The sequence below is a fragment of the Haloarcula sp. JP-Z28 genome (assembly GCF_011440255.1).
Classification (GTDB): domain Archaea; phylum Halobacteriota; class Halobacteria; order Halobacteriales; family Haloarculaceae; genus Haloarcula; species Haloarcula marismortui.
On record NZ_JAAOHT010000001.1, the window covers coordinates 11,919 to 35,622 of the forward strand.

Here is a 23,704-nt window from a genome sequence, read left to right on the forward strand (position 1 = left end):
AATGGAACATAGCTAGCTTATGTTCGAACAGATCCGCACCTACATCTACGGCCAGGGGTCCCGTTCTTCGGACGCTACGGCCCGGCGGGCGGACGGGGGATTCGTCGCGAGTGACGGACGGACTCGCTTTTTGACCGACGCCATTGACCCAGACTCGCCACATCTCGACGATTGCTTTGAGGACCCAGATAAGGCCGCTATTGGGACCCAGCACGTCGAGCGGCAGTTCGAACTCGGCCCTGACGAAGTTCAGGCGCTGATCGGCGACTACGAAGCCGCCGGGATCAGCCAACGCGAGTTCGTCGCAACACAGAGCTTTGTTACCGAATCACTCGTCGAAGGTGCGTTCGACCAGCTCCGGGACGAACTCGGCCCGGACGCACAGGCCGCTATCGACGCTGTCGAGGCGGAGCTTCACGACGGGCTGCAAACGACGCAGTCTGTCTCTCAGGCTGGCGTCAGCGCATTCACCGATTCTACGGCAGATAGCAACTCCAGCGGTGGATTCGATTATCACGACATACTGCAGCATATTGGAACGCCGCTCTTTGTTCTGGATCCGGACGGCGATATCCTCAGCTGGAACAGTTCTATCGAAAATCTCACGGGCGTCTCCGAGGCCGAAGCAAAGGAGATGGAGATGGCGAGCATGGCGTTCTATCCGGACGGCCGGCGCGGACAGACGCTCGCTGACAAGGTTCTCGACGCCCCTGAGACGACCCACACAGAGTACGATGTGCCGAAAGTCGAGGACGAGGACTTCACACTGTATCGCGACACGAGCGTGATGGCCGACCAGCACGGGAACGAACGCCACATCTCGTTCAGCGCTGCCCCGATTTACGATGACGACGGCGAACTCATCGCGGTTGTCGAAATGGTTCAGGACCGAACTGACGAGGCCAACCGTCACGAGGCCGTGACGAGCCTAGTTGATGAGGTTAAATCGACTATGGCTGCACTCAAGAACGGGCGCCTCGATGCCCGGGCGTCGTTCGACCGGACCGACGGTGGCCAGTACGTTGATGACCAGCTGTACGAGGTCGTCGGCTCGCTCAACGCTATGGCCGAACAGGTCGAGCAGTTGGCGGATCAGGTGGACGAGCAGGCACAGCAACTCGCAGTCACTATCGAGCAAGCGAATTCGTCCGCAGAGGATGTCGAGACCCGGGTCACCGAGCAGACGGACTCCCTCACAGAGGCGGCCGACAACATCCAAGAAATCGGGGCCGGGATGGAGGAGGTCGCCGCGACGTCTAGCGAAGTGGCGTCGGCGGCCCAACGCGCGAAGGCGGCCGCAGAAGATGGGTCAGACGCCGGTGAAGCAGTTATGGACGTTACCGACGGGCTCGCCGAGACGAGCGACGACCTCGTGGACACCGTCACTGACCTTGACAACCAGATGGACGAGGTGAGCGAGATCGTTGAGATAATCGCTGACGTGGCGGAGCAGACGAATATGCTCGCGCTGAACGCCAACATCGAGGCGGCCAGAGCCGGCGAAAGCGGGAGCGGGTTCGCTGTCGTGGCCGACGAGGTGAAGACACTCGCTAACGAGACAAGCGAGTACGCCTCCGAGATCTCGACGAGCATCACTACGATTCAGGATCAGGCGACCGAGACGGCCGAGATGGTCGAAACCTCCCACGAACAGGTCGAGCGTGCGGAGACCGAGATCGCAGATGCGCTGGATGCACTGGACGAGATTTCCGACGCCGTTGAGGAAGCGACACGGGGCATCCAGGAGGTCGCCGACGCCAACGACGACCAAGCGAGCGCTATCGAGAACGTGACTTCGATGGTCGAAGACGCACAGAACCATGCCCAAGAGGCTGAAACGGCAACGAAGGAAATTGTCAAGGCCACCGACCGACAGGAAGACGCGGTCACCGAACTGACCGACCGGGTCGGCGAACTCACCAACACGAACTGAGGTCCGCGGCCGGTCCATCGGGCGGGTCCCCGGCGGCGGCTGTTTTCCAATTGATGAGACACGACCGGGGCAAAAACCGCTGCAACAAGCCGACATTCGACAACCGTCGTTGTACCGCTCGTCCGTTGACGGTAAACTTGTCTTTTTTACAGTAGGGTTCGACATCCGGATATGGGACTTGACGAGGATGCACTGGAGTACCACCGGAGCAAGCCGCCGGGGAAGATAGAGATTGCGACAACGAAGCCGACAAACACACAGCGGGACCTTTCGCTGGCGTATTCGCCCGGCGTGGCCGCGCCGTGTGAGGAGATCGACAAAGACCCTGAGAAGGCCTTCGAGTACACCGCGAAAGGGAATCTCGTGGGCGTCGTCTCCGACGGGTCCGCCGTGCTCGGCCTCGGCGACATCGGTCCGGAAGCCGGGAAGCCGGTCATGGAAGGAAAAGGCGTGCTGTTCAAGCGGTTCGCCGACATCGACGTGTTCGACGTGGAACTGGACACGGACAACGCCGAGGCGATGATACAGACAGTGGAGGCGATGGAGCCGACCTTCGGCGGTATCAACCTCGAAGATATCGCCGCTCCGGAGTGTTTCGAGGTCGAGCGCCGACTCAGCGAGAAACTCGATATCCCGGTGTTCCACGATGACCAACACGGGACCGCAATAATCTCCGGTGCGGCGCTCGTCAACGCGGCCGACATCGCCGACAAGGAGCTGGATGAACTGGAGGTTGTCTTTTCCGGGGCCGGGGCCTCAGCTATCGCCTCGGCGAAGTTCTACGTCTCCCTTGGCGTCTCGAAGGACAACATCACAATGTGTGACTCCTCGGGCATTATCACCGAGGAACGAGCCAACCACGAGGAACTCAACCGATTCAAACAGGAGTTCGCCCGAGACATCCCGGAGGGTGGCCTCGCCGACGCGATGGACGGGGCGGACGTGTTCGTCGGCCTTTCAGTCGGCGGCATCGTCGACCAGGAGATGGTGCGGTCGATGGCCAGCGACCCCATCATCTTCGCGATGGCGAACCCGGACCCCGAAATCGCATACGAGGACGCCAAGGCCGCCCGCGACGACACGGTGATTATGGCGACCGGCCGTTCGGACTATCCGAATCAGGTCAACAACGTCCTCGGGTTCCCGTTCATCTTCCGTGGTGCGCTCGACGTGCGGGCGACCGAAATCAACGAAGAGATGAAAGTGGCAGCGGCCCGCGCACTGGCCGACCTCGCAAGGCAGGACGTGCCCGACGAGGTCGTCAAAGCCTACGGCGACCAGCCGCTGCAGTTCGGCCCCAACTACATCATTCCGAAACCGCTAGACCCGCGGGTCCTGTTCGAGGTGACGCCTGCAGTCGCCGAAGCCGCCATCGAGAGCGGCGCGGCACGGACGGAACTCGACACGGCGGCCTACGTCGAAGAACTCGAAGCGCGGCTGGGCAAGTCCCGCGAGATGATGCGTGTCGTGCTCAACAAGGCCAAGAGCGACCCCCAGCGGGTCGTGCTCGCCGAGGGTCACGACGAGAAGATGATCCGCGCGGCCTACCAGCTGGTTGAACAGGGCATCGCCGAGCCAATACTCATCGGCGACGCCGACCGCATCGAGTCCACGCGTCGGAAGTTCGGGCTGGAATTCGACCCCGTCGTCGTCGATCCCGAGACAGCCGACGTGGCCGACTACGCCGACCGGTTGTACGAACTCCGCCAGCGGAAAGGCGTCACACGCCGCGAGGCCGACGAACTCATTCGGGACGGGAACTATCTCGGCAGCGTGATGGTCGAAATGGGCGATGCCGACGCGATGCTGACCGGCCTGACCCATCACTACCCTTCGGCCCTGCGCCCGCCGCTGCAGGTCATCGGGACGGCCGACGACGCCGACTACGCGGCCGGTGTGTACATGCTGACGTTCAAGAACCGCGTCATCTTCTGTGCGGACACCACGGTTAATCAGGACCCCGACACGGACGTGCTGGAGGAGGTTACCCGGCACACCGGGGAACTGGCCCGTCGGTTCAACGTCGAACCGCGCGCGGCGATGCTGTCGTACTCGAACTTCGGCAGCGTCGACACCAGCGGCACACAGAAGATCCGCCGGGCGGTATCCCGTCTACAGAACGACGACCGTGTGGACTTCCCGGTCGACGGCGAGATGCAGGCCGACACCGCCGTCGTCGAGGATATCCTGCAAGACACCTACGAGTTTTCCGAACTCGATGACCCCGCGAACGTCCTCGTGTTCCCCAACCTCGAAGCCGGGAACATCGGCTACAAGCTCCTCCAGCGACTGGGCGGCGCTGAGGCCATCGGACCGATGCTCGTCGGCATGGATAAACCGGTCCACGTTCTCCAGCGTGGCGACGAGGTCAAAGATATCGTGAACCTTGCGGGCGTCGCCGTCGTCGACGCACAGCAAGAGTAACCGATATAGCTGTCTTTTTTACGCGTTTACTGCGGAACGCGGAGAGCGCGCTTCGCACTGAAACCAGTTCGAAAAACCAGCGTTCGGGCCCGTCGCCGGAACGCGATGTCACGTACCGTCTCGCCGTCGACCACGAGTCGGTGGGTGGATAAAGAGCGCATCGATGACCGCCACAGCGCCGACGAGTGCGCCGCCAGCGATTGCCGCCTGAAGCGAGAGGCCCAGAACAACCGCGGCGGCGAGTGTGAAGATGAACACCGCGGGGATGACGGCGAGTACGAGGTCGTACCGCGTCGGCGACTGATGCGGCAACAGTTGCTCGGCGTACTGTCCGCTGAAACCGTCCGGTCCGTCAGTTCTGGTACTCAACGTAGCTCACCTCCCACTATATACTATCCTATTTCTAATACATAAAATTTGGTCTGTGTGACGTTGCCCAAACGTACGTGATAACAGGTGCAACTATTTTCATAACTTATGAAGATTATTACCTGTGAAAGACGACTGACGGAGAACCTTGTAGCCCCCGGCTACAGGTATTTCTATCTGTAGTCAAGTATTCTCTCAGAACCGCAGTCGTATGTGATATTTCAAGCACGATAGCCGTGTACTGAGCAAGGCGTTACAACAGCTACGTGCCACTGCTGACAGCGATGTGAAAGAATACGATGTCGCCGGTCGCCGATTGCTGGACGGGTTCCGTCAGTCCGACGCCCCGCCACGCTCTGCGCGTGACGGCGGTGGAACGCGTTCGTTTACGGTCGGCGCGTCAGGGAGAACGCACCGGTCCGGCTCGCCGTTGACGTGTGCGTACTGGTCAGGGGCGTTTGCCAGTGGGTGAGCGGGGTTGCGGTCGCCGGAGATCCGCGCGGCACGGACCTCGCCGAACCCATTGATGCGTGCCTGAATCCCGCGCCAGTGCAGCCCTGTCGCCGCCGGAACCGACACAGAGTGTGGCGGGTCGTAGGCGGAGCCATGGGAGGCAAGGACCTCCGCGTTCACGTTCTCAGCGAGCTGGTCGTGGTCGATGAGTAAGCCGACGCGAGCGTTGGGCGGGGCCCGTCTCGCAAGCACGTCGAGTCCCAGATGGAGCGCCCGATACTCCGCGACGTTGTTGTCGGGGCAGGTGTCTGGGACTGAGAGCCTGACAACGCGCTCACCGTCGAGCGTTTCGACGACGACACCCAGCCCGCCCGTCGGGCTATCCGACTCGCTGCCGGGTGATGTCGTGCCGTTGTGGGGTCTGAACGACCCGTCTGTGGCGATGTAGAAGTCTCGATGGTGACTCCGCGGCGGATGCGCGATGTGCGGCGTCGGTGATTCATCGAACAGGTCTCGAAGTGACGGCCGGCCGTAAGCGGCCATAGTTTCTATTGGGTAAGCAGGGTTTTAAATATATTCCCTCGACGGGGGTGTCGCTCCGGTACAGCGGTTTGAACGGTCTACTGGGCAGCCTACCGCTCATTTCAGACCCACCCCACACCGAACCTGTTAGCAGGTGAGAAAGAGTTATATCGGTGTAGGACAATGTTACCAATACACATGACTCCAACGAAAATTCGTGAACGACTCGAAGAGTCAGAGGACCGGGTCGACACAGAGCTGTTCGTCAGCGCGTTAGAGTACGTCCGGGACGACGGTCGCACGCGTCGCTAACCCCATTTTTATCGTGGCTAGCGGCTGAACGTACTGGGTCTAGCGATGGTGAGCGGCGAGACTAGCGGATTTGTGCGATACCTGTTGAGCACTCCCGTTGACCTGCTTAGTCGTCAGTGAGTTGCCACCCGTCGCCGGCCGATTCAACGACACCCCGCCGTTCCATCTCGGTCGTGACCTCGCCCAGTCGGTTCGGCTGAGCAATTTCTAGGTTCGTGCGGCTGACGCCGTGGTACTCCCGGAGCAAACGGCGGATGTCGTCCTCAGTGTGGGTCTGCTGGTCGCTCTTTGCCATCACGCCCGCCACAAGTTCGACCATGTCCTCGACGAAGTTCCAGGGGTAGACGACCCAGGTCCACTCATCGAGGGACTCGCCGACGAACTCCGGTTCGTGGTCGCTGGTCTGGAGTAACTGGAGCGTCGCCGTTCGGACGCTGCTGGGGTTTCGGTCACGCACGCACTCGGCAGCCGTCTCAATGGACTGGCCGGTGTCGGCGATGTCGTCGACGACCAGCACGTCCTTCCCCTCGACCGCGCCGTCGGCCAGCGGATATTTCACCTGTGCCTCCTCGCCTTTCGCCGCGGTCCCGACATAGTGTTCGACTTTCAGGCTCGCCAGGTCGTCCAGCCCGAGGAAGTCACAGAGACAGCGCCCGCCGAACCAGCCGCCCCGTGCCAGCGCGACGACCACATCGGGTTCGAACTCGGCGGCCTTCACGTCGTCAGCCACGTCTCGACAGAGGCCGTAGATGTATTCCCAGTCGGTGATGGTACACGAGAACTCATCCGGTAGCTCGCCCATACGAGATGGCGTGTGTGGCCGGACTTAACCGTTGCATATTCCGCATCAGTTGCCGAGCACGGTTGAACCGCTACGCGTCCGGGTCGCCTTTCCGGAACTCCCGGAGGAGGACCGTCGCGTAGCTCCCCTTTGGCAGGGAGAACGAGAACGTCAGGTCGGCGCTATCGCGCTCAACACCGAGTTCAGTCCGAAGCAGGATGGCCCGCCGCGTCCCGTCGCTGTCGAACGCGCCGGGAAGGTCGAAGTCGCCCTGTTCGAGGCCCACGTCGTCAAGGACTTCACGAGCGATATCGCCCGGTTCGCCACTGCCCAGCTCGGTATCGGTCCCGACCAGCGGCGCGGTGACAAACGCTCTCCCGCGCTCGCAGTGGCGCTCAACGGTCGACAACCGCTTGGCAGTGACTTCCTGGGTGCGGTCGGCGTCCGGAATCGGGAAGTCCTCGGGCGCGTCGCTGTCACGGAAACAGACTACGTCGCCTTCCACGGGCCGGTCGAAGGGGAGGCCCCGTTCCAGCCGCTCGGAAAGGATGCGGTTGAAGACGTACGACTGGGCGGCGTTGACGAACAGCGACTGGAGGTTCGACGGCAGCGCCTCCAGTGCCTCGCGGAAGTCCGCCGGCTCGCTGGCCCCGTTCTCGACCAGCCGGTGACAGATAGAGCGCTCGTAACCCAGCGCGCCGGGCAGCCTGTCCAGCGCGCCGGCCCAGTCGTGGGTTTCGTCGACGTATCCCCGCGCCTCCTGCGTTGACTCTGGTTCGCGCTCGTTCGGGTTTCCAACGTAGGCGAGAACCGCGTCTTTCCACTCGCCGCGGGCGATGGCCAGCCCGACCTCGTGGGTGACCGGTCGGCGCGACCCGAACCGCTGCTGGCCGAAGTAGTTGGGCACGCCGACCGTCGTGTCGCCGTCCGGCAGTGTGGGATCGCTAGAGCGGTCTTCGTCCGATAGCGGGTCGTCCCCGCTGGCGAACGCACGCAGGTCAGCCACCACGCTGGCGGCATTGTCGGTGTTTTCCGTGTCTCTGACGACTATCTCGAAGGCGTTGCCCGCCAGGTCGCCGAAGAGAATCGGGCGGCCGGCGCGACCGATGACCTCGACGTCCGTGCCGCCGATTTCCGGCAGGTCCCCGGCTGCGACCCCTTTCACCGAGAATAGCTGGGTCGTGACCGCGCGCTTGTCTTTCGTCCCCGCCCACGACACCCGTTCGCGGGAGATGCCCAGGCGGTCGGAGAGCTTGCTGGCGAAGTCGTTGGTTTCCCAGTTCCGTAGCTCCGCCCGGAAGACGAGATGCGGGTACGCGCCGGTGTCGGCGTCGACCGGTTCGGTGTCGAACGCCTCCAGTTCCCGGACGCGGAAGTCCGCGGGCGACGAGCGGAGGCGGCCGCCCACCCCGTCGGCGTCGCTGACGTAATACTCCATACCGACCGCCTGCTCGATTGGGTGGGCCGCTTGCATTGGTCGACTGTTCGCGGCTCGGCGCTTATGATTGGCGTTTGCGGACTCGGCGTGGGTCCGTCTCTCAGCCGATACCTAGTGTTATCACGGGACATACTCTATCTAGCCACAGGTCGTGGCTATGCAGGCGACCGGAGAGCACCACGATGCCAAAGCTAGCATGTAAGAGCTGCGGACGAGAGATTACGTTCGACAGGGACGGCCAGGAGTCCCGCGCACCGATGCGGTACTGCCCGCGCTGTGGCGAAGAGTTCCCGCCACGCGAGGAGTGGTAGGCCGGCACAGCGGTTCATTCGTACGCCTCGAACTCCCGGCCGAAGACGATGAAGTAAACGACGCCGATGAGGCCGACCACCGTCGCGACGCCGAAGGCCAGTTCCGGACCGGCCTGTATGACGACATCGCCGATAGCCACTGCCCACTCGCTGCCATAGAGCCAGCCACCGAGCGCGGCGCTCGGGATGACGAGCGTGTTCCGAAGCAGGTAGTACGTCCCGGTGACGCGGCCGCCAGCGTCCTGTTCTGCCGGGCCGACGATGAGCGCCTTGTGGGCGGGCAGGCCGGCAAAGCGCAGGCCGGAGAACGCGAACAGGAGCACCAGCACCCACTGGTTGCCCGGCGCGAAGATGAGCAAGAGCGGAAACACGGCGTAGACGAGAAAGCCGAGCGCGACGGCGGGCTTGAGGCCGGCCCACTCGGTGAGCTTTGCGACGGGAGCCATCGAAAGGATAGCGACGACCATCTCGACGCCGAGCAGGACGCCGAAGAAGGCGTCGGGCCGCAGTTGCAAACCGAAGCCGGTGAACCCCACAGAGAGGAACTCGGTGACGACGATGACGAAGAAGACGTACACCATGCCGTTGGCGAAGCGGACGAACGTATCGGCGACCAGAAGGGGGCGGAGTGTCGCCGGCATCGTCCGCAGGTCGGCGAGTATCTGGTCGATGCCCTCGAAGGACTTTCCGAGCGTGTCCTCGCTGGCGTCGTAGAGGAAGTGCTGGGCGACGGTGGCGACGACGCCACAGGCCAGCGCGACCAGCAGCACGCGCCCGAAGCCGTCGACGAAGGTCGCGGTCGTCGCGAGCAACGCCGCGGCGGCGAGGGGCCCGAGTAGGAAGCCGATGCGGCGGAACATCTCCGTGCTGGCGAACCCCATCGCCAGCCGCTGTGGCGGGACGCTCTGCTTGACGATGGCGAAGGTCGCGCCAAGCCCGAAGGACTTCCAGGCCTGTGCGAGAAAGAGCCCGACGAACACGAGCGTCCAGGCCGGCAGCGTCGTCGCGCCGAGTGTGACATCGCCGATGACCGAGGCGAGATACCAGATGCCGAAGCCGACCGTCGCCAGCGTCGCGAAAGCGGTCAGCGCCAGCCGCGAGCCGATGCGGTCCGACACCGCGCCGCCGGGATAGGGGTACACCGCGCTGATGAGGTTCCCGACACTCCCGTAGAGACCGATAACACCGGCGCTGGCCCCCAGAATCCGCATATACTCGGGAATATATCGGCTGGTCATCTGGAACGCGAGGCTGAACGCCAACATCGACAGCGACAGGACGAGTACGTCCCGCTCCAGCGCGAAGAACTGCCGGAAGGAATCGAGCAGGTCAACGTCCTCGTCGGCCCCTGTCTCAGTTGCCATTATCGAAGTGCAGTTTCCCCACCAACTTAACGCTCGAAGAAGGGGCAATCGGCCGTACTGTCTCGCCGGAGTCCCTGTTCAGTACGGCAGGACGAACAGCACGACAGCCAGGAATGGCGTGAGCGCGAGCAACATTGCGATGGCGTAGCCGAACATCTCCCGGGCCTTGATGCGGGTGATGGCGAGCAGCGGCAGCGCCCAGAAGGGGTTCAGGAGGTTCGTGTGGGCGTCACCGACGGCGTAGGCCATCGTCGCCTGCCCAGCCGGGACGCCGAGGTTCTGCGCGGCTTCGAGAATCGGCGGCCCGAGAATGATCCACTCACCGCCGCCGGACGGTGCGAAAATGTTGACCGTGGCACCAGTGAGCCAGGCGATGACCGGGAACGTCTGTGGTGTCGAGACCGAGATGAGCGCGTTGGCCATCAGCTGCGCCAGCCCGGAGGTAGCCATCATCCCCTGAATGCCAGCGAAGAACGGAAAGAGCAACACGATGCCCGACGCGGCGGTCGCCGCCTCGCCGAACTTCTCCCGGTAGGTCTGTGGGTCCATGTAGATGAAGATCCCAATCGTCAGGAAGCCGAAATTGACGATGTTCAGTCCGAGCGCGTCGATGCCGGACTGAACGAACTGCGAGGCGACCAGCGCGATACCGGTCAGACCGATAATCCCGCCGAGAACGCGGCTGTGGTTGAGACGCTCGGCCGGGACCTGCTTGGTGGTCGCAGTCGTCTCAACACCGCCGTCACTCGCGGACTCGAACAAATCGTCTTCGGGGATGTAGTGCGTGATGCCCCGCGTCTGGTCACCAGTCGGCGTGATGACGTAGAGGACGACGAGCGCGTAGGCTATCGACAGGCCGGTCAGAATGAGGCCGTAGGGGTGGAAGATGGTCTCCGAGGCGGAGACGACGACGTCGATAACGCCCTGCTGGATGAACTCGTTGCCCTCTGTCGCAAGCAGGAGCGGCGCGGACCCGGACAGCCCCCAGTGCCAGGTGAGACCGAGGCCGAGATAGCCCGCCACACAGAGGACCGGATAGTGGACATCGATACCGTTCTCGTGGGCGGTCTTGCCCATCTCCCGGGCGAAAATCGCGCCGAGGATGAGGCTCAGTCCCCAGTGAACCCAGCCGAGCAGCATCGTCAGCAGGCCGACGAGAACGACTGCCTGTTTCCCGGTGTTGGGAAGCTCCGTCAGCCGGCGGATACCGGCGTTGACACGGGGGTGGTACGCCACGACGAAGCCCGTCATCAGGATGAGGACCATCTGCATCGAGAACGTCAGGAAGGCCCAGAAGCCGTCGTACCAGAACCCGACCATCTCCACGGGACCGGCCCCGGTGAGGCCGACGCCGGCCAGAAATACGACGTAACTGAGGATGAGCGCGAACAGGAACGGGCTTGGCATCCACCGTTCCACCCATGCAGAGAGTCGATAGCCGATACGTTCGAGGGCAGTTTCGCCTGTGTTATTATCTGACATGCTGTTGCCACCTCCTCGCGAATATATCATAAAAGTTTGCCATTATTTTGTCAGTTCTGTGCCGGTCACCGTTACACAGCCACGGTCCTGTGACGCGGTTCCGATGACTGCACCGACCCTGACGGATGATTTTATTTCGAGCCCGAGGCAAGCCAGCGTATGTCATACAAAGTCGTCGTCTCTGACACCAAAGTGATGGACGGGGAGACACGGGCGGCGGTGTTGGATGCGGTTGATGCGACCGTCGAAACGATAGCGGCGAAAGAGCCGGAGGCCGTCGCACGCGCAGTAGACGGTGCGGACGCATTGATCGTCGACGCCGGCACGCAGGTCACGGCCGAGGTCATCGAGGCCGCCGACTCGCTCAAAGTGGTGGGCCGGGCCGGCATCGGTATGGACAACATCGCCGTTCGGGCGGCGGTTGCGGCCGGCGTAACGGCCGTCAACGTTCCGGACTACTCTGTCGAGGAGGTGTCGACCCACACGTTCGCACTCATGCTCGCTTGCCTGCGGAGGATACCCACGTTCGACCGCTCGGTCAAGCGTGGCGAGTGGAAGTGGGCTGTCGGACAGCCGATCCGTCGCCTCGCCGGCAGCACCGTCGGCCTCGTCGCCTTCGGCAAGCTCGCCAGCCGGTTCGCCGCGAAGCTTCGTGGGTTCGATATCGATGTTATCGCCTACGACCCGTACGCGCCCGAGTACCGGATGGGTGACCTCGGCGTCGAATCGGTCACGCTCGAGACGCTGCTGGGCGATTCCGATATCGTCTCGCTGCACGCCCCGTTGACCGATGAGACACGGGGGATGATCGACGCCGACGCGCTTGACCGAATGCACGACGACGCACTGCTCGTGAACACGGGCCGGGGCGGGCTCGTCGACGAAGCAGCGCTGTACGACGCGCTCATCAGCGGCGATCTCGGCGGGGCCGGGCTGGACGTGCGCAAGCCAGAGCCGCCGGGAGACTCACCGCTACACGACCTCGACAGCGTTGTCTGTAGTCCCCACGTCGCGTGGTATTCCGAGGAGTCCCGGGTCGAGCTGACACAGACCGTGGCCGAAGATGTCATCCGGGTACTGCGGGGCGAGCAGCCCGAGAATCCCATCGACCCCGAGACCGGCTGGTTCTGACGGTCTCGGCGGCCGAGAGGCCTTACGTGTCGGCTGCGTCGAGGAGTTCGATCGCGAGGTCAGCAGCTTCGACCGCCGATTCACCGAAAACGTAGGTTATCGGTTCGATACCGAACGCGCCGCTGTGGTAGCTGACTCGGGGGACATCGCCGCGTTCGCGGAAGGTGGCTTCGAGCCGTTCGTCCCGGTCCTCGTAGCCGGCGTCGAACTCCAGCAGCTCGATACCCTGTTCCTGAGCAGCATCGAGAAATGCCTCGTCGGTCGTCAGGTTGAGCGCCGCTCGGCGCGAGGAATCGACCGCTATCGCAGCCAGTATCGTCCCCGCGACGTGTTCCGACGCGCCGAACTCGGGGTTCGACGGGACGTTGACCCGCCCCCGCAGGTCGTGAATCCGGCCGGGGACTGCGGCCACGTCGAGCGCGTCTTCGGCGTCCGGCAGTGCCATGCCGACGTTCATCCCCACGTTCGGGATGGCGTCGGCGACGAAGTCGCTGTCGGCCAGGAGTCGCGTGGCTCTCCGGACCGACGACAGGACGGTCCGTTCCGCCTGGACCGCGGTGTCTGTCCCCCGAACACAGAGGTCACAGCCCATCCCCTGTAGCGCCGGCATTTCCTCCTCGTGGACCGCACAGATGGGCCCCCGGTCCTCGAATTCCCGCACCAGAGCGAGCAGTTCGTCCAGCACCGCGTACTCGTCCATCTCACCCGAAGCCAGCCCGTCGGCGATCCGCTCGATGGTCTGTTGCATCCGGGTATCCGTCCGGAACCGCTCCTCGGTGGTAACCGAGCCGCTGCCGTACTTGCTTACTGCAGCCTGTGTCACGCCGAGCTGGTCGGCGATTTCCTGCTGAGTCCATCCCTTCTCGTCGAGTTTCGTGGCAAGCATCGCCCGGGCCGTCGGGAGGAACCGCTCGACCACGATTTCGCTCGGTAACTGCAGTGTCATTGCCAGGGGTGAGGGCCGTGGTTCGCTTAGCAGTTGGGACTACGAACGGTGTCGGTCGACTGCGTAGCTGTTGGTGCAGACGGCCAGAACATCACCGAGACGCTCAGAACCCACAGCTCACTGCACGCGCTATTCACTTGCACATATACAACTTAGTTGTATTAGCAGGATATATTACTTCGGAGTTTGTTGTATGGGCTATCAATGGCGTTCAGTGACCACCTGCTCGACATCGGCGAGGATATCTGGGACGCACAGAAGGACCACCCGTTCGTCCGCGAACTGGCCGACGGGACGCTCGATGAGGCGGCGTTCAAACACTGGGTGAAACAGGACTACCGATACCTGCAAGACTACGCACGGTTGTTCGCGCTCGCTGGGGCGACGGCCGGCGACGAGTCGACGATGACGCACCTGCTCGGGGTCGCCCACCAGGTGCTCGACACCGAGATGGACCTGCATCGGGAGTTCGCATCGGACTACGGCATCTCAGAGCGTGAGCTGGAGTCGACCGAGAAGGCACCGACGTGTCTGGCGTACACGAACTTCCTCGTTCGGACGGCCTACGAGGGACATGAGGCCGAGATTGCCGCGGCGCTGTACCCCTGTATGCAGGGCTATCTCGACGTGGCCGAACACATGGCTGACTTGGCCGACGGCGAACACCGGTACACGCCCTTTATCGAGATGTACACCAGCGACGACTTCCGCGAGGCGACAGGCTGGTGTCGGGCGTACGTCGACCGCTGTGGCGAGCGCTATCCCGGCCAGCACGACGCCATGGAAGACGCGTTCCGCACGAGCGCGAAGCTCGAACACCGGTTCTGGGAGATGGCCTACACGCAGGAGGGGTGGGAGCTATGACGACGGCCGAAACATACTCGGCGTACGCCGAGCGCACCGACGAACCCCGATTCACCGAGTGGCTCCGCGACCAGAGTCAGCCGGACTGGGACGCCGCCGTCGAACACCGATTCGTCGAGGAACTCGGGGCCGGCACGCTCGACGAAGACGCGTTCGCCGAGTATCTGGTACAGGACTACGCGTTCGTCGACGAACTCGTCGGGACGTTCGGCCACGCGGTCGGACAGGCACCGGATATGGCCGCCAAACGACGGCTTGTGGAGTTCCTCGATACCGTGACCGACGAGGAAGACGACTACTTCGAGCGCTCCTTTGCCGCACTCGGCGTCGAAGATTCACGCTGGCAAGACCCCGAGCCGACGGACGCGACGGCGGCGTTCGTCGACCTGCTGGGTCGTGCCGCCCGAGAGGGGGGTATGCCGAAACGCTGGCGGTCCTCGTTCCGGCAGAGTGGATATACGAGTCGTGGGCGACGGCGGCCGCGGCGGCCCACGGCGACCCGGACAGCGAGGGGCTTCCCAGCGCGGGGATGGGCCTGCCGTTCTACTTCGCCGAGTGGGTCGACCTCCACGCCGTCGACTCCTTCGTCGCGTTCGTCGACTGGCTCCGGGGCGAACTCGACGCCATCGGGCCGTCGCTCTCGCCCCGCCGGGAAGCCCGCGTCGCGTCGCTGTTCGACCGGACGGTCACGCTCGAACGGCAGTTCTTCGAGACGGCCTACGAGAACCCCCGAGCACCAGTCGACAGCGAGGTGAGCCCGTAAATGGCTTCTTCGGCTGTGGTCCTCGGCCTGACCGCGGCGACCGTGCTCGTGTTCACCGGCATTGGCCTCTTCGCCGCGCGCGGTCGCATCGACTCGGTGGAGACGTACATCTCGGCCCGCGACTCGGCCGGTAGTGGGACCCTCGCCGCGACGGTCATCGCGTCGATGATGGGCGTCTGGATTCTGCTGAGCCCCGCCGAGGCCGGGGCCGCCTTCGGTGGGCTGCCCGCCGTGCTGGGCTACGCCATCGGCAGCGCGATTCCGCTCCTCCTCTTTATCCCGGTCGGCGCTCGCATCCGCGAGGTGATGCCCGCCGGCCACTCGCTGACGGAGTTCGCCTACGCTCGCTTTGGCTCCGGGATGTACCTGCTCGTCCTGCTAGTCTCAGTGTTTTACATGTTCATCTTCCTCGCTGCGGAGATGACTGGCATCGCCGGCGCGCTCGCCCTCGTCGCGGACGTGCCGCTCTGGCAGACCTCGCTGCTCATCGGCGGCTTCGTCCTCGTCTACACGACCTACGGTGGGCTGCTCGCCAGCATCGTCACCGACACCGTCCAGACGCTGGTCATCCTCCCACTGCTAGCCGTCGGCTTCGGCGGCGCACTCCTCTCGCTTGGTGGCACGAGCGAGTTCCACGCGACAGTGGTGTCGGCCGACCCGACGCTGCTCGACCCGACGTTCGGTCCCGGCCTGCAGTTCGGGCTGTACGTCGCCTTCGCGCTTCTGGGCGCGAATATGCTGAATCAGGGCGTCTGGCAGCGGGTGTACGCCGCCGACGGCGAGGGCGCTCTCCGTCGCGGAATGGGCATCGCTGCCCTCGTCGTCGTCCCAATGCTTCTGCTGTCAGGCCTGTTCGGCATCGCCGCCGCGGGGCTAGGACTCACTGAGTCTGGGTCCGCAAGTATTGCCTTCTTCCTCGTACTGGCAGAGGCGTTCCCGACGTGGGTGACTCTGGCCGTCGTCGTCCTCGCCGTCCTGCTGGTGATGAGTTCGGCCGACACGATGTTCAACGCCATCGCCAGCGTCGTCACCGCCGACCTCGCTCGACTGCTCGATGACCCCGACCAGCGGACCCTGTGGCTCGGTGGCCGCGGGCTGACAGTCGCTGTCGCGCTCGCCGCGATGTTCATCGGCGCGCAGGGGTACAGCGTCCTCCAGTTGTTCCTGACTGCCGACCTGCTGGCCGCTGGCGTCTTCGTGCCCTTCCTCGCCGGTCTCTACACTGAGCGCCTCACCGGTCCGGGCGCGGTAGTCTCGGGCATTGCAGGGCTCCTCGTCGGGTTCGCCTACTTCCCGTCGCTGCGTGGGCTCGTCGCCGCCGTGCCAGGCGTCGGGAGTCTGTTGCCGACCCCGTCGTTCCTGCTCGCCTTCGCCGGCGCGACGCTCGTCTCGGCCGCTCTCACCGTCGCGGCGACCGTTCTCGGTGGAGCCGACGCCGACCTCGACAGCCTCGGGCGGGAGGTCCGCGCGCTTGACGATCCGGTGGCTGACGGGGGGTCCGAGCAATGACTCTACCAGCCGTCCTCCCCCTCGCCGCGCTCGGGTCAACCGCGTTCGCGGCGCTGGCCTGGGGGTCGATTCTGCTCGTGCTCGCCGTCTTCCTCGCCGTCGGCTGGCTTGTTCTGACCGAGTAGCCCGACCACGGTGAAAGCCTGAAGATGAGGTTTTCATGGTAACAAGACACATACTTATCATGATGGGGTGCGGAGCATCGCACATGCAGACCTTCGTGCTTGCGACGAACTCCGAGACTGTCAGCCAGATACTGTGTTCGTACCTCGAAGGAGTCCTCGACCCGGAAGACAGTGTGTACGCAGTTAATTCACAGCCGGGTGGAGACAGAACACCACCGGACGCGGTCGCCGACGGGAAGGCCGCGCTCGAAATCGTCTCGGACCGTCTGGGCGACCAGGTGTCCGTCGAGACCTACCAGATAATCCGGGGGAACAGGCCGGCGGACGATATCTTCGACATCGCCGCGGAAGTCGACGCCGACGAACTGGTCATCGGCGTCCGCAAGCGGAGCCAGACCGACCGGCTCATCTTCGGCAGCGTCGCCCAAGATATCATGCGGCAGTCCGACTATCCGATGCGGGTCGTGCCGCGAGACTGAGCAGCAACTGACCGGGGACAACAAACCGCAAAGAAAGCGAAAACCGAGACAGCCGGGTTATTCGGCCGACTCGTAGTCGTCGAAGGCGTCGATTTCGACGCCCTCGTCAGTGATTTCGGCGAGCACGACGCCGTTACCGGACCCGGTGTCGCGTTCGGCCGCGGCGTTGACCGCGCGGATCGCCAGGTCACGGGCCTCGGAGAGGCTCATCCCGTGGTCGTACTGGCCTTCGATGGTCCCTGTTGCGACCATCGTCCCGGAGCCGGTGACGGTGTAGTCGTCTTCAAGCACGCCGCCAGCGGGGTCGACGCTGTAGACGTGGCTGCCCTCTTCGTCGACGCCGCCCACGATGGGGTTGATCGCGAAGTACGGGCCGCCGCGGGCGAAGTTGCCCGCAAGCGTCGCCAGCGCGTGAATCGAGAGCGGTTCGTCGCGGCGGACCTCGTAGAGGTCAGCCTCGGCGCGTAGCGAGCGGATGAACGACTGCGCCCCGCCGACGCTGCCGACCAGCGTCATCGCGGCCGTCGGGTGAATCTGCTCAACCTTCTGGACCTGCTTATTCGAGACGAAGCGGCCACCGAGGGAGGCGCGCCGGTCTGTCGCGATGATGACGCCGTCCTCCGTCGAGAGGCCGACGGTCGTCGTGCCGGTCTTGACGACGTTCTCCTCGTCGCGGCCGCTGTCCTCGTTCGGCAGGTTGCCGACCTCGGGCTCATACGCGTCAGTCAGTCGGTTATCAGGGTCGTGCATTATTCCTCACCTCCGAGTTCGAACTCTTCAAGTCGCTCGGCGATGTCGTCCTCGGCGAGCTTTTCGAATTGCTCGCTTTCCACGTCGATGGTGGCGATGTCGACACCAGTCGCGTCGAGGCCGTCCTCGTTGACCGAGGCCAGCGCCCGGAGCGCGAGTTCGATGCCGCCTTCGAGGTCCATCCCCTCGGCGTACTCCTCTTCGAGGAACGACTGGATGTCCTCGCGGGAGCCGCCGATGGCGACTGCCTGCCACTCGTAGGGCGTCCCCGAGGGGTCCGTCTCGAAGAGGCGCGGTTCGCCGTCCTCGATACCGGCGACCAGCAGCGCGACACCGAACGGGCGTGCGCCGCCGGTCTGCGTGTACTGCTGGATGTAGTCCGTGATCTCCTTTGTCAGGGACTCGACGGAGGCCGGCTCGTCGTAGCGCAGGCGGTTGACCTGTGACTGCCGGCGCGCCACGTCGATAAGCTGGCGCGCGTCGGCCACGTGACCCGCACTGGCGACGCCGACGTGAGAGTCGATCTCGTGGATCTTCTCGATGCTGTCGCGCTCGATGAGCGGCGACCGGGCGTGGCGGTCAGCGGCGATGACCACGCCGTCCTCGGTGCGGACCCCCACGCTGGCGGTTCCGCGCTTGACGGCTTCTCGTGCGTACTCAACCTGATAGAGGCGTCCGTCCGGGGAGAAGATGGTAATCCCGCGGTCGTAGGCCTGTTGTTCGTTTCCTTGCATGATGTATCGTGTTGTTGTTCACCTGAGGTTAGGGTTGCTCTTATATAACCGTATCGCGGGCCGCTGCCCTCAGAACAGCGGCAGGTCGCCGGTGACGCGGTCCACCAGCTCGTCCTCGGCGGGGCCGACGGCGAGGGCCGTGACGGTTCCCGGGTCGAGCTGTGTGTGGCCGGCGTCTCGGACGACCGCATGCGGCAGGCCTTCGCGCTCGGCCACGTCCGCGAGTTCGAACAGCTCGGACTCGCTGGTGGCCTTCAGGACGACTTTCTTCTGCCCCGCACCCTTCCAGGCTTTGCGGGGTTTCGGGCCGGCGTCCTCGTAGGCCGACAGCGAGGCGTGGGCAACCTGGGCGGCGAGTTTGCCCTCTCCCATACCGATGTCGGCCCGCGCGACGATAGCCTGCTTCATACGATTACATGGCCACCCGTACTTAAACTCCCGTCGGACTCCCTCCACGGTTGCACATACCACAGAGTACATACGCCGTGGCCGAGCACACCCCGGAGATGCCCTCCACCATCCGAACGTTTCTCCTGCGACCGGGCGCGTTCTTCGAGCAACGGCGCGACCAGCTAAACGGCTTCCGTGGCAGTGGCCTCGCTTTCGGCATCGCCATCGTCGTCACAGTGGTTCTCGGACTCGCGCTCCGGCTGTTCGCCGTGCAGTTCACCGGCACTGTTGAGAGAGACAATCCCGCTCGACCCTCGGAACAGATGTGCGAAGACGGCGGTGTCGGCGGCATAACCGTCTCCGGCTGTGACGAACCGGCGACGAGAACTGTCGAAGTCAGCTCGCTCATCTGGGGCTATGCGACTGAGATCCTTCCAGGGCTGTTTATCGGCTTCATCATCGTCTGGGTCGGATTGATGCTCGGTCTGTACGTGGGTGCGAAGCTAGCCGGTGGATCTGGCCGGTTCGGCGAGACAGCGGAGATCACCGCCTGGGGACTGCTCCCGTCTGTTGTCGGCGTTGTCGCCGGCGGTGCTGCGCTCGTCTTTTTCGCGGCCAGCACAGACCTCTCCGCGTCCTCTCCGGAACTGCTGCTCGAACAGGTTCGGCGTCTACAGAATGGGCTTTCAGGATTCGTCTTTCTCGCAATACAGGTCGGAACCGCAGCCTGGCAGGCGTACGTCTGGGCTGGCGGCCTCCGGGTCGTCCACGAGATTAGCAGGTATGCGGCGGTCGCCATCGCTGTTATCGCCGCGACGCTCCCTGTGATAGCCGCCTGACGCTGTCGGCTGTCTGTCTGTAAGGAATTGCGCCACCGCGAATATCTTAAAACAGTTACAGCCAGCAGCATGAGAATCGGGGAGTTTAGGCTTCCGGCCGCACACGCCACTCTCATGATACTCTCAGATGCGGATATTCTCCGACGACTGGAGCAGGGTGACCTCGTCGTCGAACCGCTCGACGACCCGGACATCCAGATTCAGCCCGCCAGCGTCGACCTCCGCCTCGGACATGAGTTCCTAGAGTTCCAGCACGCCAACATCCCCTGTATTCATCCGAACTCCGAGGACGAAGTCTCTGACTACGTTGAGGAGACGGTCATCGAGGAAGGCGGGGAGTTCATCCTCCACCCCGGCGACTTCGTGCTGGGGACGACCCACGAGCGCGTCGCCATCCCCGACGACCTCATCGCCCACGTCGAAGGCCGCTCATCGCTGGGCCGCCTGGCGATTGTGGTACACGCGACAGCCGGCCTGTGTGACCCCGGTTACGAGGGGCAGATCACGCTCGAACTGTCGAACCTCGGCACCGCACCCGTTGCACTCACACCCGGAATGCGAATCTCACAGCTTACGTTCACGGAACTCAAGACACCTGCTGACCGCCCGTACGGGGCCGAGCGCGGCTCGAAGTACCAGGGTCAGTCCGGGCCGCAGGCGAGCAAGATACAGGGAGACAGAGAATTTGGAGGCGACCAATAGATGCGGTTCATCGAGGAAATCGTCGTCGACGACTTCCTGCCGACGTTTCGCTCGCTGCTGGCCGACGCCCTCAGGGAGCGCGGGCTGACACAGTCCGAGGTCGCCGACTTGCTCGGTATCAGCCAGAGCGCGGTGTCGAAGTACGTCCACGGCGACGTGGCGCGCCACGAGGACCTGCTGGCCCACCGCGGGCTGGAGGAACTGGTCGAGCGACTGGCTGACGGGCTGGCCGACGGCGATATGAGTTCCGTTCAGGCGCTGGTCGAAACAGAAGTGTTCATCCGCGAACTCGAACAGGGCGGCGTCCTCGCGCAGTTACACGAGGACGCGGTCCCAGAGCTGGGCGACTACGACGACGAGTTCGCTGTCCACGACCCGGACTCACAGCTCCGGTCGGCCGAACGGACGCTCGCGTCGGTGCGGCGCGGACTCAGCGTGCTGGAAAACACTAGTGGGTTCGCGACGCTCATTCCGGCGGTCGGGTCGAACCTCGTCCAGTGTCTCCCCGAGGCCGATAGCATCGAGGACGTGGCCGCCGTCCCGGGGCGGATTCTCGACGTGAAAGGACGGGCAACGATTCCGGCGGACCCGGAGTTCGGCGTCAGCGAGCACGTCGCGTCGCTGTTGCTGGCGGCGCGGGCCGCCGGGAGCGACGCCCGCGCAGTGTTGAACGTCCGCTACGACGACGGCGTCGTGACCGCACTTCGAGATGCCGGTCGGACTGTGGTCGAGTTCGACGCCGAGGAGAGCGTCGAGCCGGCCGTTGCGGCCGCGCTGGCTGACGACCCGGGGGCCGACGTGCTCTATCACACCGGCGCGATGGGGATCGAGCCAGTGGTGTACTTGCTCGGGGACGACGCCGTCGCAGTCGCTGAAACGGCGCGCGAAATCCTGTGACCGACGCGCAATCATTCTACGGCCGGTGGGCGCGGGTGTACGACTGGGTAGCGAATGCGCCCGGTGTGGCGTCCTGGCGCGACCGAACGGTGGACTCGCTGGCGCTTGCACCCGGCGACACCGTCGTCGAGATGGGCTGTGGCACGGGCGCGAACGTACCCTACCTTCGGGAACGAGTCGGCCCGCCGGGTCGAGTCGTCGGCATCGACCTGACACGAGAGATGCTCGACCGCGCACGCGAGCGACCCGCGCGAACGGGCGGGACCGTCCACTACGTACAGGCTGACGCCGCCCGCCCGCCGATTCGAGCGGCCGATGCCGTCCTGGCGACGTTCGTCGCTGGCATCTTCGAGGACCCCGCGGCGGCCGTCGACGCGTGGTGTGACAGCGTCACCCCCGGCGGCCGTGTCGCCCTGCTGAACTTCCAGCGGAGTCCCAGCGCCCTCGCCGCGCCGCTGAACCTCGCGTTCGAGGGGTTCGTCCGCCTTTCCGCGCCGGGAGCGCGCCTGTCCAGACGGTCACACGCCAGCGCGTTCGAGCGGCGGGTACGGGCGGCCCGCGAGCGACTTACCGAGCGGACGGTCGCGCGGCGCTACGAGACGATAGCCGGCGGGTTCGTCGGCCTGCTGAGTGGAACTGTGCGGTAACGGGAGTGGTGCGTCGGGCTGCTATGGGCAATACCGTTCGGCGTGCTCAGGACAGAATTCGGGCGCTCGTAGCTGCGCGGCGACCACGCCGGGCTGGCGGTGCGGATTGTGGAGCCTACAGGTGTCCTCGTCGCAGAACGCCTCGCCGGTGTCGAGGTAGTGGTAGGCCTGCAGGACATACCCCTTGATAGCCTCGGTCGTCCGCGGGTCGTCCTCAACGAGGAACTCGCCTTCGACCTCGTTTTCTAGCACTTCCCGGGGCGGTGCGCCGCCGCCGAGCAGGGCGTGTTTCTGCTGTTCCTTGTAGTACTGTTCGGGCTTTGCAGGCGCTTCGTACAGCCCCGGGACCGAGACGATAGCGGGCTGGCCGAGGACGTTCACGCGCTTGTGCCAGCGGCCGTCGTGGTCGCCCCAGGTTCCGACGACGCGGTCCAGCAGTGGGACGTGAAGGTGGTCCAGTGACCGCTCGGATTCGGGGATTCGCTCGTGGAGCGCCTGCTGGACCGACAGCCCGTCGTAGATGACGCCGCCGGCCCGCTCGGGAGACTCCAGTGCTCGCTCTTCGTAGCGAACGATACCCAGCATCGTGTTCCCGGTCTCGCGGTCGTACGGCGAGAGTACCCGCGCTTCGGCGAACGACTCCGCCAGTTCCGAGTCGCCGTGCAGCGAGAGAAACCGGTCCCGGACGGAGACGGTAGCCTCAATCCGCGCGTCGAGCCAGTCGGCGATGGCGTCGGTATCGGCGACCGCTGTCGGAGCGCGGTACAGCGTCACGGACTCCATTGTATTCGCCAGTGGTATCGGCAGGTAATACAATTTGTGTCTCAGGGACTCTTCCCTGTTGAGAGGTCGCCGGAGTAGAGAACCAAAACAGACGGGTCAATCTGGCGCTCCAGAATCAGGGACGGTATCGGCAAAGCAGTGCGATATCGGCTGCCATCGGCGACAGAGTGTGTTTTCCGAAGGGGTGTGTCAGGGCTCGGACTGGTGGGGAAGCCCAGCCGGTTCCGTCGTGAGTGCGTCGATACAATCGGTGACGGACCACGTCGTGGTGCCGTCTGTACACGGGTACACCCCGACCAAGTCGTCGTCCGCGTAGACGGCGACGGCTATCATCGGGAGTCGCAGCACCTCCGTACTGCCGCCGACGAGTAGCGACGAGGTCCGCGTCTCGAACGGCGGTCGGAGACTCAGCCCGCGCTCCGTTGCCCACTGTTCGTACCGGTCGACAGTCGCCAGCACCTCGCCGTGCTCGCTTCGCTGGGACACGGGAATTTCCTCGGGCCACGTCTGGATATCAAAGTCATCGATAACGCCCGTTGCGGCGAGTTCAGTGAACCGGTCAATGGCTGTTGTTCGGGGGCCACAGACCGGCCGCCGACTCCAGAGGTGGACCGCAATTTCACCGCCAACTGACTCGTCGGACCTGTGGTTGTCGCTCCGCTGCATCTCTTCGGACATTGGTTGGCAATCACTAACATATCCACCATACTCTTGTATAATTGTTTGTATTAGCGCGATATTCTAGCCTGAATGAGC

General features: G+C 64.1%; 24 protein-coding genes and 1 pseudogene. 13 read left to right on the forward strand and 12 right to left on the reverse strand.

Annotated features, from left to right (window positions below):
- Positions 1 to 19 precede the first annotated feature (19 nt).
- Complete coding sequence (locus tag G9463_RS00065; RefSeq protein WP_165895634.1) at positions 20 to 1,933, forward strand: methyl-accepting chemotaxis protein; 1,914 nt, start codon at positions 20 to 22, stop codon at positions 1,931 to 1,933.
- A gap of 171 nt (positions 1,934 to 2,104) precedes the next feature.
- Positions 2,105 to 4,357 (forward strand): NADP-dependent malic enzyme, encoded by a 2,253-nt coding sequence (locus G9463_RS00070; protein ID WP_165895635.1) that lies wholly within the window; start codon positions 2,105 to 2,107, stop codon positions 4,355 to 4,357.
- A 108-nt stretch (positions 4,358 to 4,465) separates the two neighbouring features.
- Here the strand turns inward: G9463_RS00070 and G9463_RS00075 are convergent, their stop codons facing one another.
- The 4 genes from G9463_RS00075 to truD all read right to left on the reverse strand — a co-directional run bounded on the left by G9463_RS00075 (position 4,466) and on the right by truD (position 8,268).
- Complete coding sequence (locus tag G9463_RS00075) at positions 4,466 to 4,726, reverse strand: hypothetical protein (RefSeq protein WP_165895636.1); 261 nt, start codon at positions 4,724 to 4,726, stop codon at positions 4,466 to 4,468.
- A gap of 333 nt (positions 4,727 to 5,059) precedes the next feature.
- Entirely contained in the window at positions 5,060 to 5,722 is a 663-nt protein-coding gene (locus G9463_RS00080) for a hypothetical protein (RefSeq protein ID WP_004957803.1), read from the reverse strand.
- A 397-nt stretch (positions 5,723 to 6,119) separates the two neighbouring features.
- On the reverse strand, positions 6,120 to 6,815 hold the full coding sequence (locus tag G9463_RS00085) for a phosphoribosyltransferase (protein ID WP_004957808.1): 696 nt from the start codon (positions 6,813 to 6,815) through the stop codon (positions 6,120 to 6,122).
- 70 nt (positions 6,816 to 6,885) lie between these two features.
- Entirely contained in the window at positions 6,886 to 8,268 is a 1,383-nt protein-coding gene (truD, locus tag G9463_RS00090) for a tRNA pseudouridine(13) synthase TruD (protein WP_165895637.1), read from the reverse strand.
- Between the two features lie 146 nt (positions 8,269 to 8,414).
- Here truD and G9463_RS24225 point away from each other — a divergent pair, with 146 nt between their 5' ends.
- Complete coding sequence (locus G9463_RS24225; RefSeq protein ID WP_255458621.1) at positions 8,415 to 8,543, forward strand: hypothetical protein; 129 nt, start codon at positions 8,415 to 8,417, stop codon at positions 8,541 to 8,543.
- 14 nt (positions 8,544 to 8,557) lie between these two features.
- On the opposite strand, the gene G9463_RS00095 is transcribed toward G9463_RS24225, so the two are convergent.
- Together G9463_RS00095 and G9463_RS00100 are read right to left on the reverse strand one after the other, a co-directional pair.
- On the reverse strand, positions 8,558 to 9,907 hold the full coding sequence (locus tag G9463_RS00095) for an MFS transporter (RefSeq protein ID WP_165895638.1): 1,350 nt from the start codon (positions 9,905 to 9,907) through the stop codon (positions 8,558 to 8,560).
- Between the two features lie 78 nt (positions 9,908 to 9,985).
- Entirely contained in the window at positions 9,986 to 11,389 is a 1,404-nt protein-coding gene (locus G9463_RS00100; RefSeq protein ID WP_165895639.1) for a short-chain fatty acid transporter, read from the reverse strand.
- A gap of 159 nt (positions 11,390 to 11,548) precedes the next feature.
- Between G9463_RS00100 and G9463_RS00105 the strand changes: the two genes are divergently transcribed.
- Positions 11,549 to 12,520 (forward strand): C-terminal binding protein, encoded by a 972-nt coding sequence (locus G9463_RS00105; RefSeq protein ID WP_165895640.1) that lies wholly within the window; start codon positions 11,549 to 11,551, stop codon positions 12,518 to 12,520.
- Positions 12,521 to 12,542: 22 nt separating this feature from the next.
- Here G9463_RS00105 and G9463_RS00110 read toward each other — a convergent pair whose 3' ends face one another.
- On the reverse strand, positions 12,543 to 13,466 hold the full coding sequence (locus G9463_RS00110) for a thiamine-phosphate synthase family protein (protein WP_165895641.1): 924 nt from the start codon (positions 13,464 to 13,466) through the stop codon (positions 12,543 to 12,545).
- A 204-nt stretch (positions 13,467 to 13,670) separates the two neighbouring features.
- Here G9463_RS00110 and tenA point away from each other — a divergent pair, with 204 nt between their 5' ends.
- The 5 genes and pseudogenes from tenA to G9463_RS00130 all read left to right on the forward strand — a co-directional run bounded on the left by tenA (position 13,671) and on the right by G9463_RS00130 (position 17,206).
- Positions 13,671 to 14,330 (forward strand): thiaminase II, encoded by a 660-nt coding sequence (tenA, locus tag G9463_RS00115; protein ID WP_050007033.1) that lies wholly within the window; start codon positions 13,671 to 13,673, stop codon positions 14,328 to 14,330.
- Positions 14,327 to 15,093, forward strand: a pseudogene (locus tag G9463_RS00120) (TenA family protein). Before tenA ends, G9463_RS00120 begins: the two are co-directional and overlap by 4 nt.
- Positions 15,094 to 16,602, forward strand: coding sequence for a sodium:proline symporter (locus tag G9463_RS00125; RefSeq protein ID WP_165895642.1), 1,509 nt, complete (start codon positions 15,094 to 15,096; stop codon positions 16,600 to 16,602).
- Positions 16,599 to 16,727, forward strand: coding sequence for a hypothetical protein (locus tag G9463_RS24230; RefSeq protein WP_004957827.1), 129 nt, complete (start codon positions 16,599 to 16,601; stop codon positions 16,725 to 16,727). Before G9463_RS00125 ends, G9463_RS24230 begins: the two co-directional genes overlap by 4 nt.
- Before the next feature lie 83 nt (positions 16,728 to 16,810).
- Complete coding sequence (locus G9463_RS00130; protein ID WP_165895643.1) at positions 16,811 to 17,206, forward strand: universal stress protein; 396 nt, start codon at positions 16,811 to 16,813, stop codon at positions 17,204 to 17,206.
- A 57-nt stretch (positions 17,207 to 17,263) separates the two neighbouring features.
- Here G9463_RS00130 and psmB read toward each other — a convergent pair whose 3' ends face one another.
- From psmB to pth2, 3 genes are all read right to left on the reverse strand, one after another.
- A complete protein-coding gene (gene psmB / locus G9463_RS00135; RefSeq protein ID WP_004957830.1) occupies positions 17,264 to 17,956 on the reverse strand; it encodes an archaeal proteasome endopeptidase complex subunit beta in 693 nt (230 codons plus the stop codon).
- Complete coding sequence (gene psmA / locus G9463_RS00140) at positions 17,956 to 18,690, reverse strand: archaeal proteasome endopeptidase complex subunit alpha (RefSeq protein WP_004957832.1); 735 nt, start codon at positions 18,688 to 18,690, stop codon at positions 17,956 to 17,958. The genes psmB and psmA overlap by 1 nt, the downstream gene beginning before the upstream one ends.
- A gap of 69 nt (positions 18,691 to 18,759) precedes the next feature.
- Entirely contained in the window at positions 18,760 to 19,098 is a 339-nt protein-coding gene (gene pth2 / locus G9463_RS00145) for a peptidyl-tRNA hydrolase Pth2 (RefSeq protein ID WP_004591375.1), read from the reverse strand.
- A gap of 77 nt (positions 19,099 to 19,175) precedes the next feature.
- Here pth2 and G9463_RS00150 point away from each other — a divergent pair, with 77 nt between their 5' ends.
- The 4 genes from G9463_RS00150 (at position 19,176) to G9463_RS00165 (ending at position 22,165) form a co-directional block, all read left to right on the forward strand.
- Positions 19,176 to 19,919, forward strand: coding sequence for a Yip1 family protein (locus G9463_RS00150; protein WP_165895644.1), 744 nt, complete (start codon positions 19,176 to 19,178; stop codon positions 19,917 to 19,919).
- 114 nt (positions 19,920 to 20,033) lie between these two features.
- The gene (gene dcd / locus G9463_RS00155; RefSeq protein ID WP_011223835.1) at positions 20,034 to 20,621 is read left to right on the forward strand and encodes a dCTP deaminase; all 588 of its coding nucleotides are present in this window, start codon (positions 20,034 to 20,036) and stop codon (positions 20,619 to 20,621) included.
- On the forward strand, positions 20,622 to 21,518 hold the full coding sequence (locus G9463_RS00160; RefSeq protein WP_011223836.1) for a thiamine-phosphate synthase family protein: 897 nt from the start codon (positions 20,622 to 20,624) through the stop codon (positions 21,516 to 21,518).
- On the forward strand, positions 21,515 to 22,165 hold the full coding sequence (locus tag G9463_RS00165) for a methyltransferase domain-containing protein (RefSeq protein ID WP_165895645.1): 651 nt from the start codon (positions 21,515 to 21,517) through the stop codon (positions 22,163 to 22,165). The genes G9463_RS00160 and G9463_RS00165 overlap by 4 nt, the downstream gene beginning before the upstream one ends.
- A gap of 21 nt (positions 22,166 to 22,186) precedes the next feature.
- Here the strand turns inward: G9463_RS00165 and G9463_RS00170 are convergent, their stop codons facing one another.
- Both G9463_RS00170 and G9463_RS00175 read right to left on the reverse strand, forming a co-directional pair.
- Complete coding sequence (locus tag G9463_RS00170) at positions 22,187 to 22,948, reverse strand: DUF7001 family protein (protein WP_165895646.1); 762 nt, start codon at positions 22,946 to 22,948, stop codon at positions 22,187 to 22,189.
- 189 nt (positions 22,949 to 23,137) lie between these two features.
- Positions 23,138 to 23,626 (reverse strand): HTH domain-containing protein, encoded by a 489-nt coding sequence (locus G9463_RS00175; RefSeq protein ID WP_165895647.1) that lies wholly within the window; start codon positions 23,624 to 23,626, stop codon positions 23,138 to 23,140.
- Positions 23,627 to 23,704 lie beyond the last annotated feature (78 nt).

Bases quoted from the DNA above. Each gene is read 5' to 3' on its own strand.
- G9463_RS00065 (WP_165895634.1), top strand. From the start codon at position 20: ATGTTCGAACAGATCCGCACCTACATCTACGGCCAGGGGTCCCGTTCT.
- G9463_RS00070 (WP_165895635.1), top strand. From the start codon at position 2,105: ATGGGACTTGACGAGGATGCACTGGAGTACCACCGGAGCAAGCCGCCG.
- G9463_RS00080 (WP_004957803.1), bottom strand. From the start codon at position 5,722: ATGGCCGCTTACGGCCGGCCGTCACTTCGAGACCTGTTCGATGAATCA.
- G9463_RS00085 (WP_004957808.1), bottom strand. From the start codon at position 6,815: ATGGGCGAGCTACCGGATGAGTTCTCGTGTACCATCACCGACTGGGAA.
- truD (WP_165895637.1), bottom strand. From the start codon at position 8,268: ATGCAAGCGGCCCACCCAATCGAGCAGGCGGTCGGTATGGAGTATTAC.
- G9463_RS24225 (WP_255458621.1), top strand. From the start codon at position 8,415: ATGCCAAAGCTAGCATGTAAGAGCTGCGGACGAGAGATTACGTTCGAC.
- G9463_RS00095 (WP_165895638.1), bottom strand. From the start codon at position 9,907: ATGGCAACTGAGACAGGGGCCGACGAGGACGTTGACCTGCTCGATTCC.
- G9463_RS00100 (WP_165895639.1), bottom strand. From the start codon at position 11,389: ATGTCAGATAATAACACAGGCGAAACTGCCCTCGAACGTATCGGCTAT.
- G9463_RS00105 (WP_165895640.1), top strand. From the start codon at position 11,549: ATGTCATACAAAGTCGTCGTCTCTGACACCAAAGTGATGGACGGGGAG.
- G9463_RS00110 (WP_165895641.1), bottom strand. From the start codon at position 13,466: ATGACACTGCAGTTACCGAGCGAAATCGTGGTCGAGCGGTTCCTCCCG.
- tenA (WP_050007033.1), top strand. From the start codon at position 13,671: ATGGCGTTCAGTGACCACCTGCTCGACATCGGCGAGGATATCTGGGAC.
- G9463_RS00125 (WP_165895642.1), top strand. From the start codon at position 15,094: ATGGCTTCTTCGGCTGTGGTCCTCGGCCTGACCGCGGCGACCGTGCTC.
- G9463_RS24230 (WP_004957827.1), top strand. From the start codon at position 16,599: ATGACTCTACCAGCCGTCCTCCCCCTCGCCGCGCTCGGGTCAACCGCG.
- G9463_RS00130 (WP_165895643.1), top strand. From the start codon at position 16,811: ATGCAGACCTTCGTGCTTGCGACGAACTCCGAGACTGTCAGCCAGATA.
- psmB (WP_004957830.1), bottom strand. From the start codon at position 17,956: ATGCACGACCCTGATAACCGACTGACTGACGCGTATGAGCCCGAGGTC.
- psmA (WP_004957832.1), bottom strand. From the start codon at position 18,690: ATGCAAGGAAACGAACAACAGGCCTACGACCGCGGGATTACCATCTTC.
- pth2 (WP_004591375.1), bottom strand. From the start codon at position 19,098: ATGAAGCAGGCTATCGTCGCGCGGGCCGACATCGGTATGGGAGAGGGC.
- dcd (WP_011223835.1), top strand. From the start codon at position 20,034: ATGATACTCTCAGATGCGGATATTCTCCGACGACTGGAGCAGGGTGAC.
- G9463_RS00160 (WP_011223836.1), top strand. From the start codon at position 20,622: ATGCGGTTCATCGAGGAAATCGTCGTCGACGACTTCCTGCCGACGTTT.
- G9463_RS00170 (WP_165895646.1), bottom strand. From the start codon at position 22,948: ATGGAGTCCGTGACGCTGTACCGCGCTCCGACAGCGGTCGCCGATACC.
- G9463_RS00175 (WP_165895647.1), bottom strand. From the start codon at position 23,626: ATGTCCGAAGAGATGCAGCGGAGCGACAACCACAGGTCCGACGAGTCA.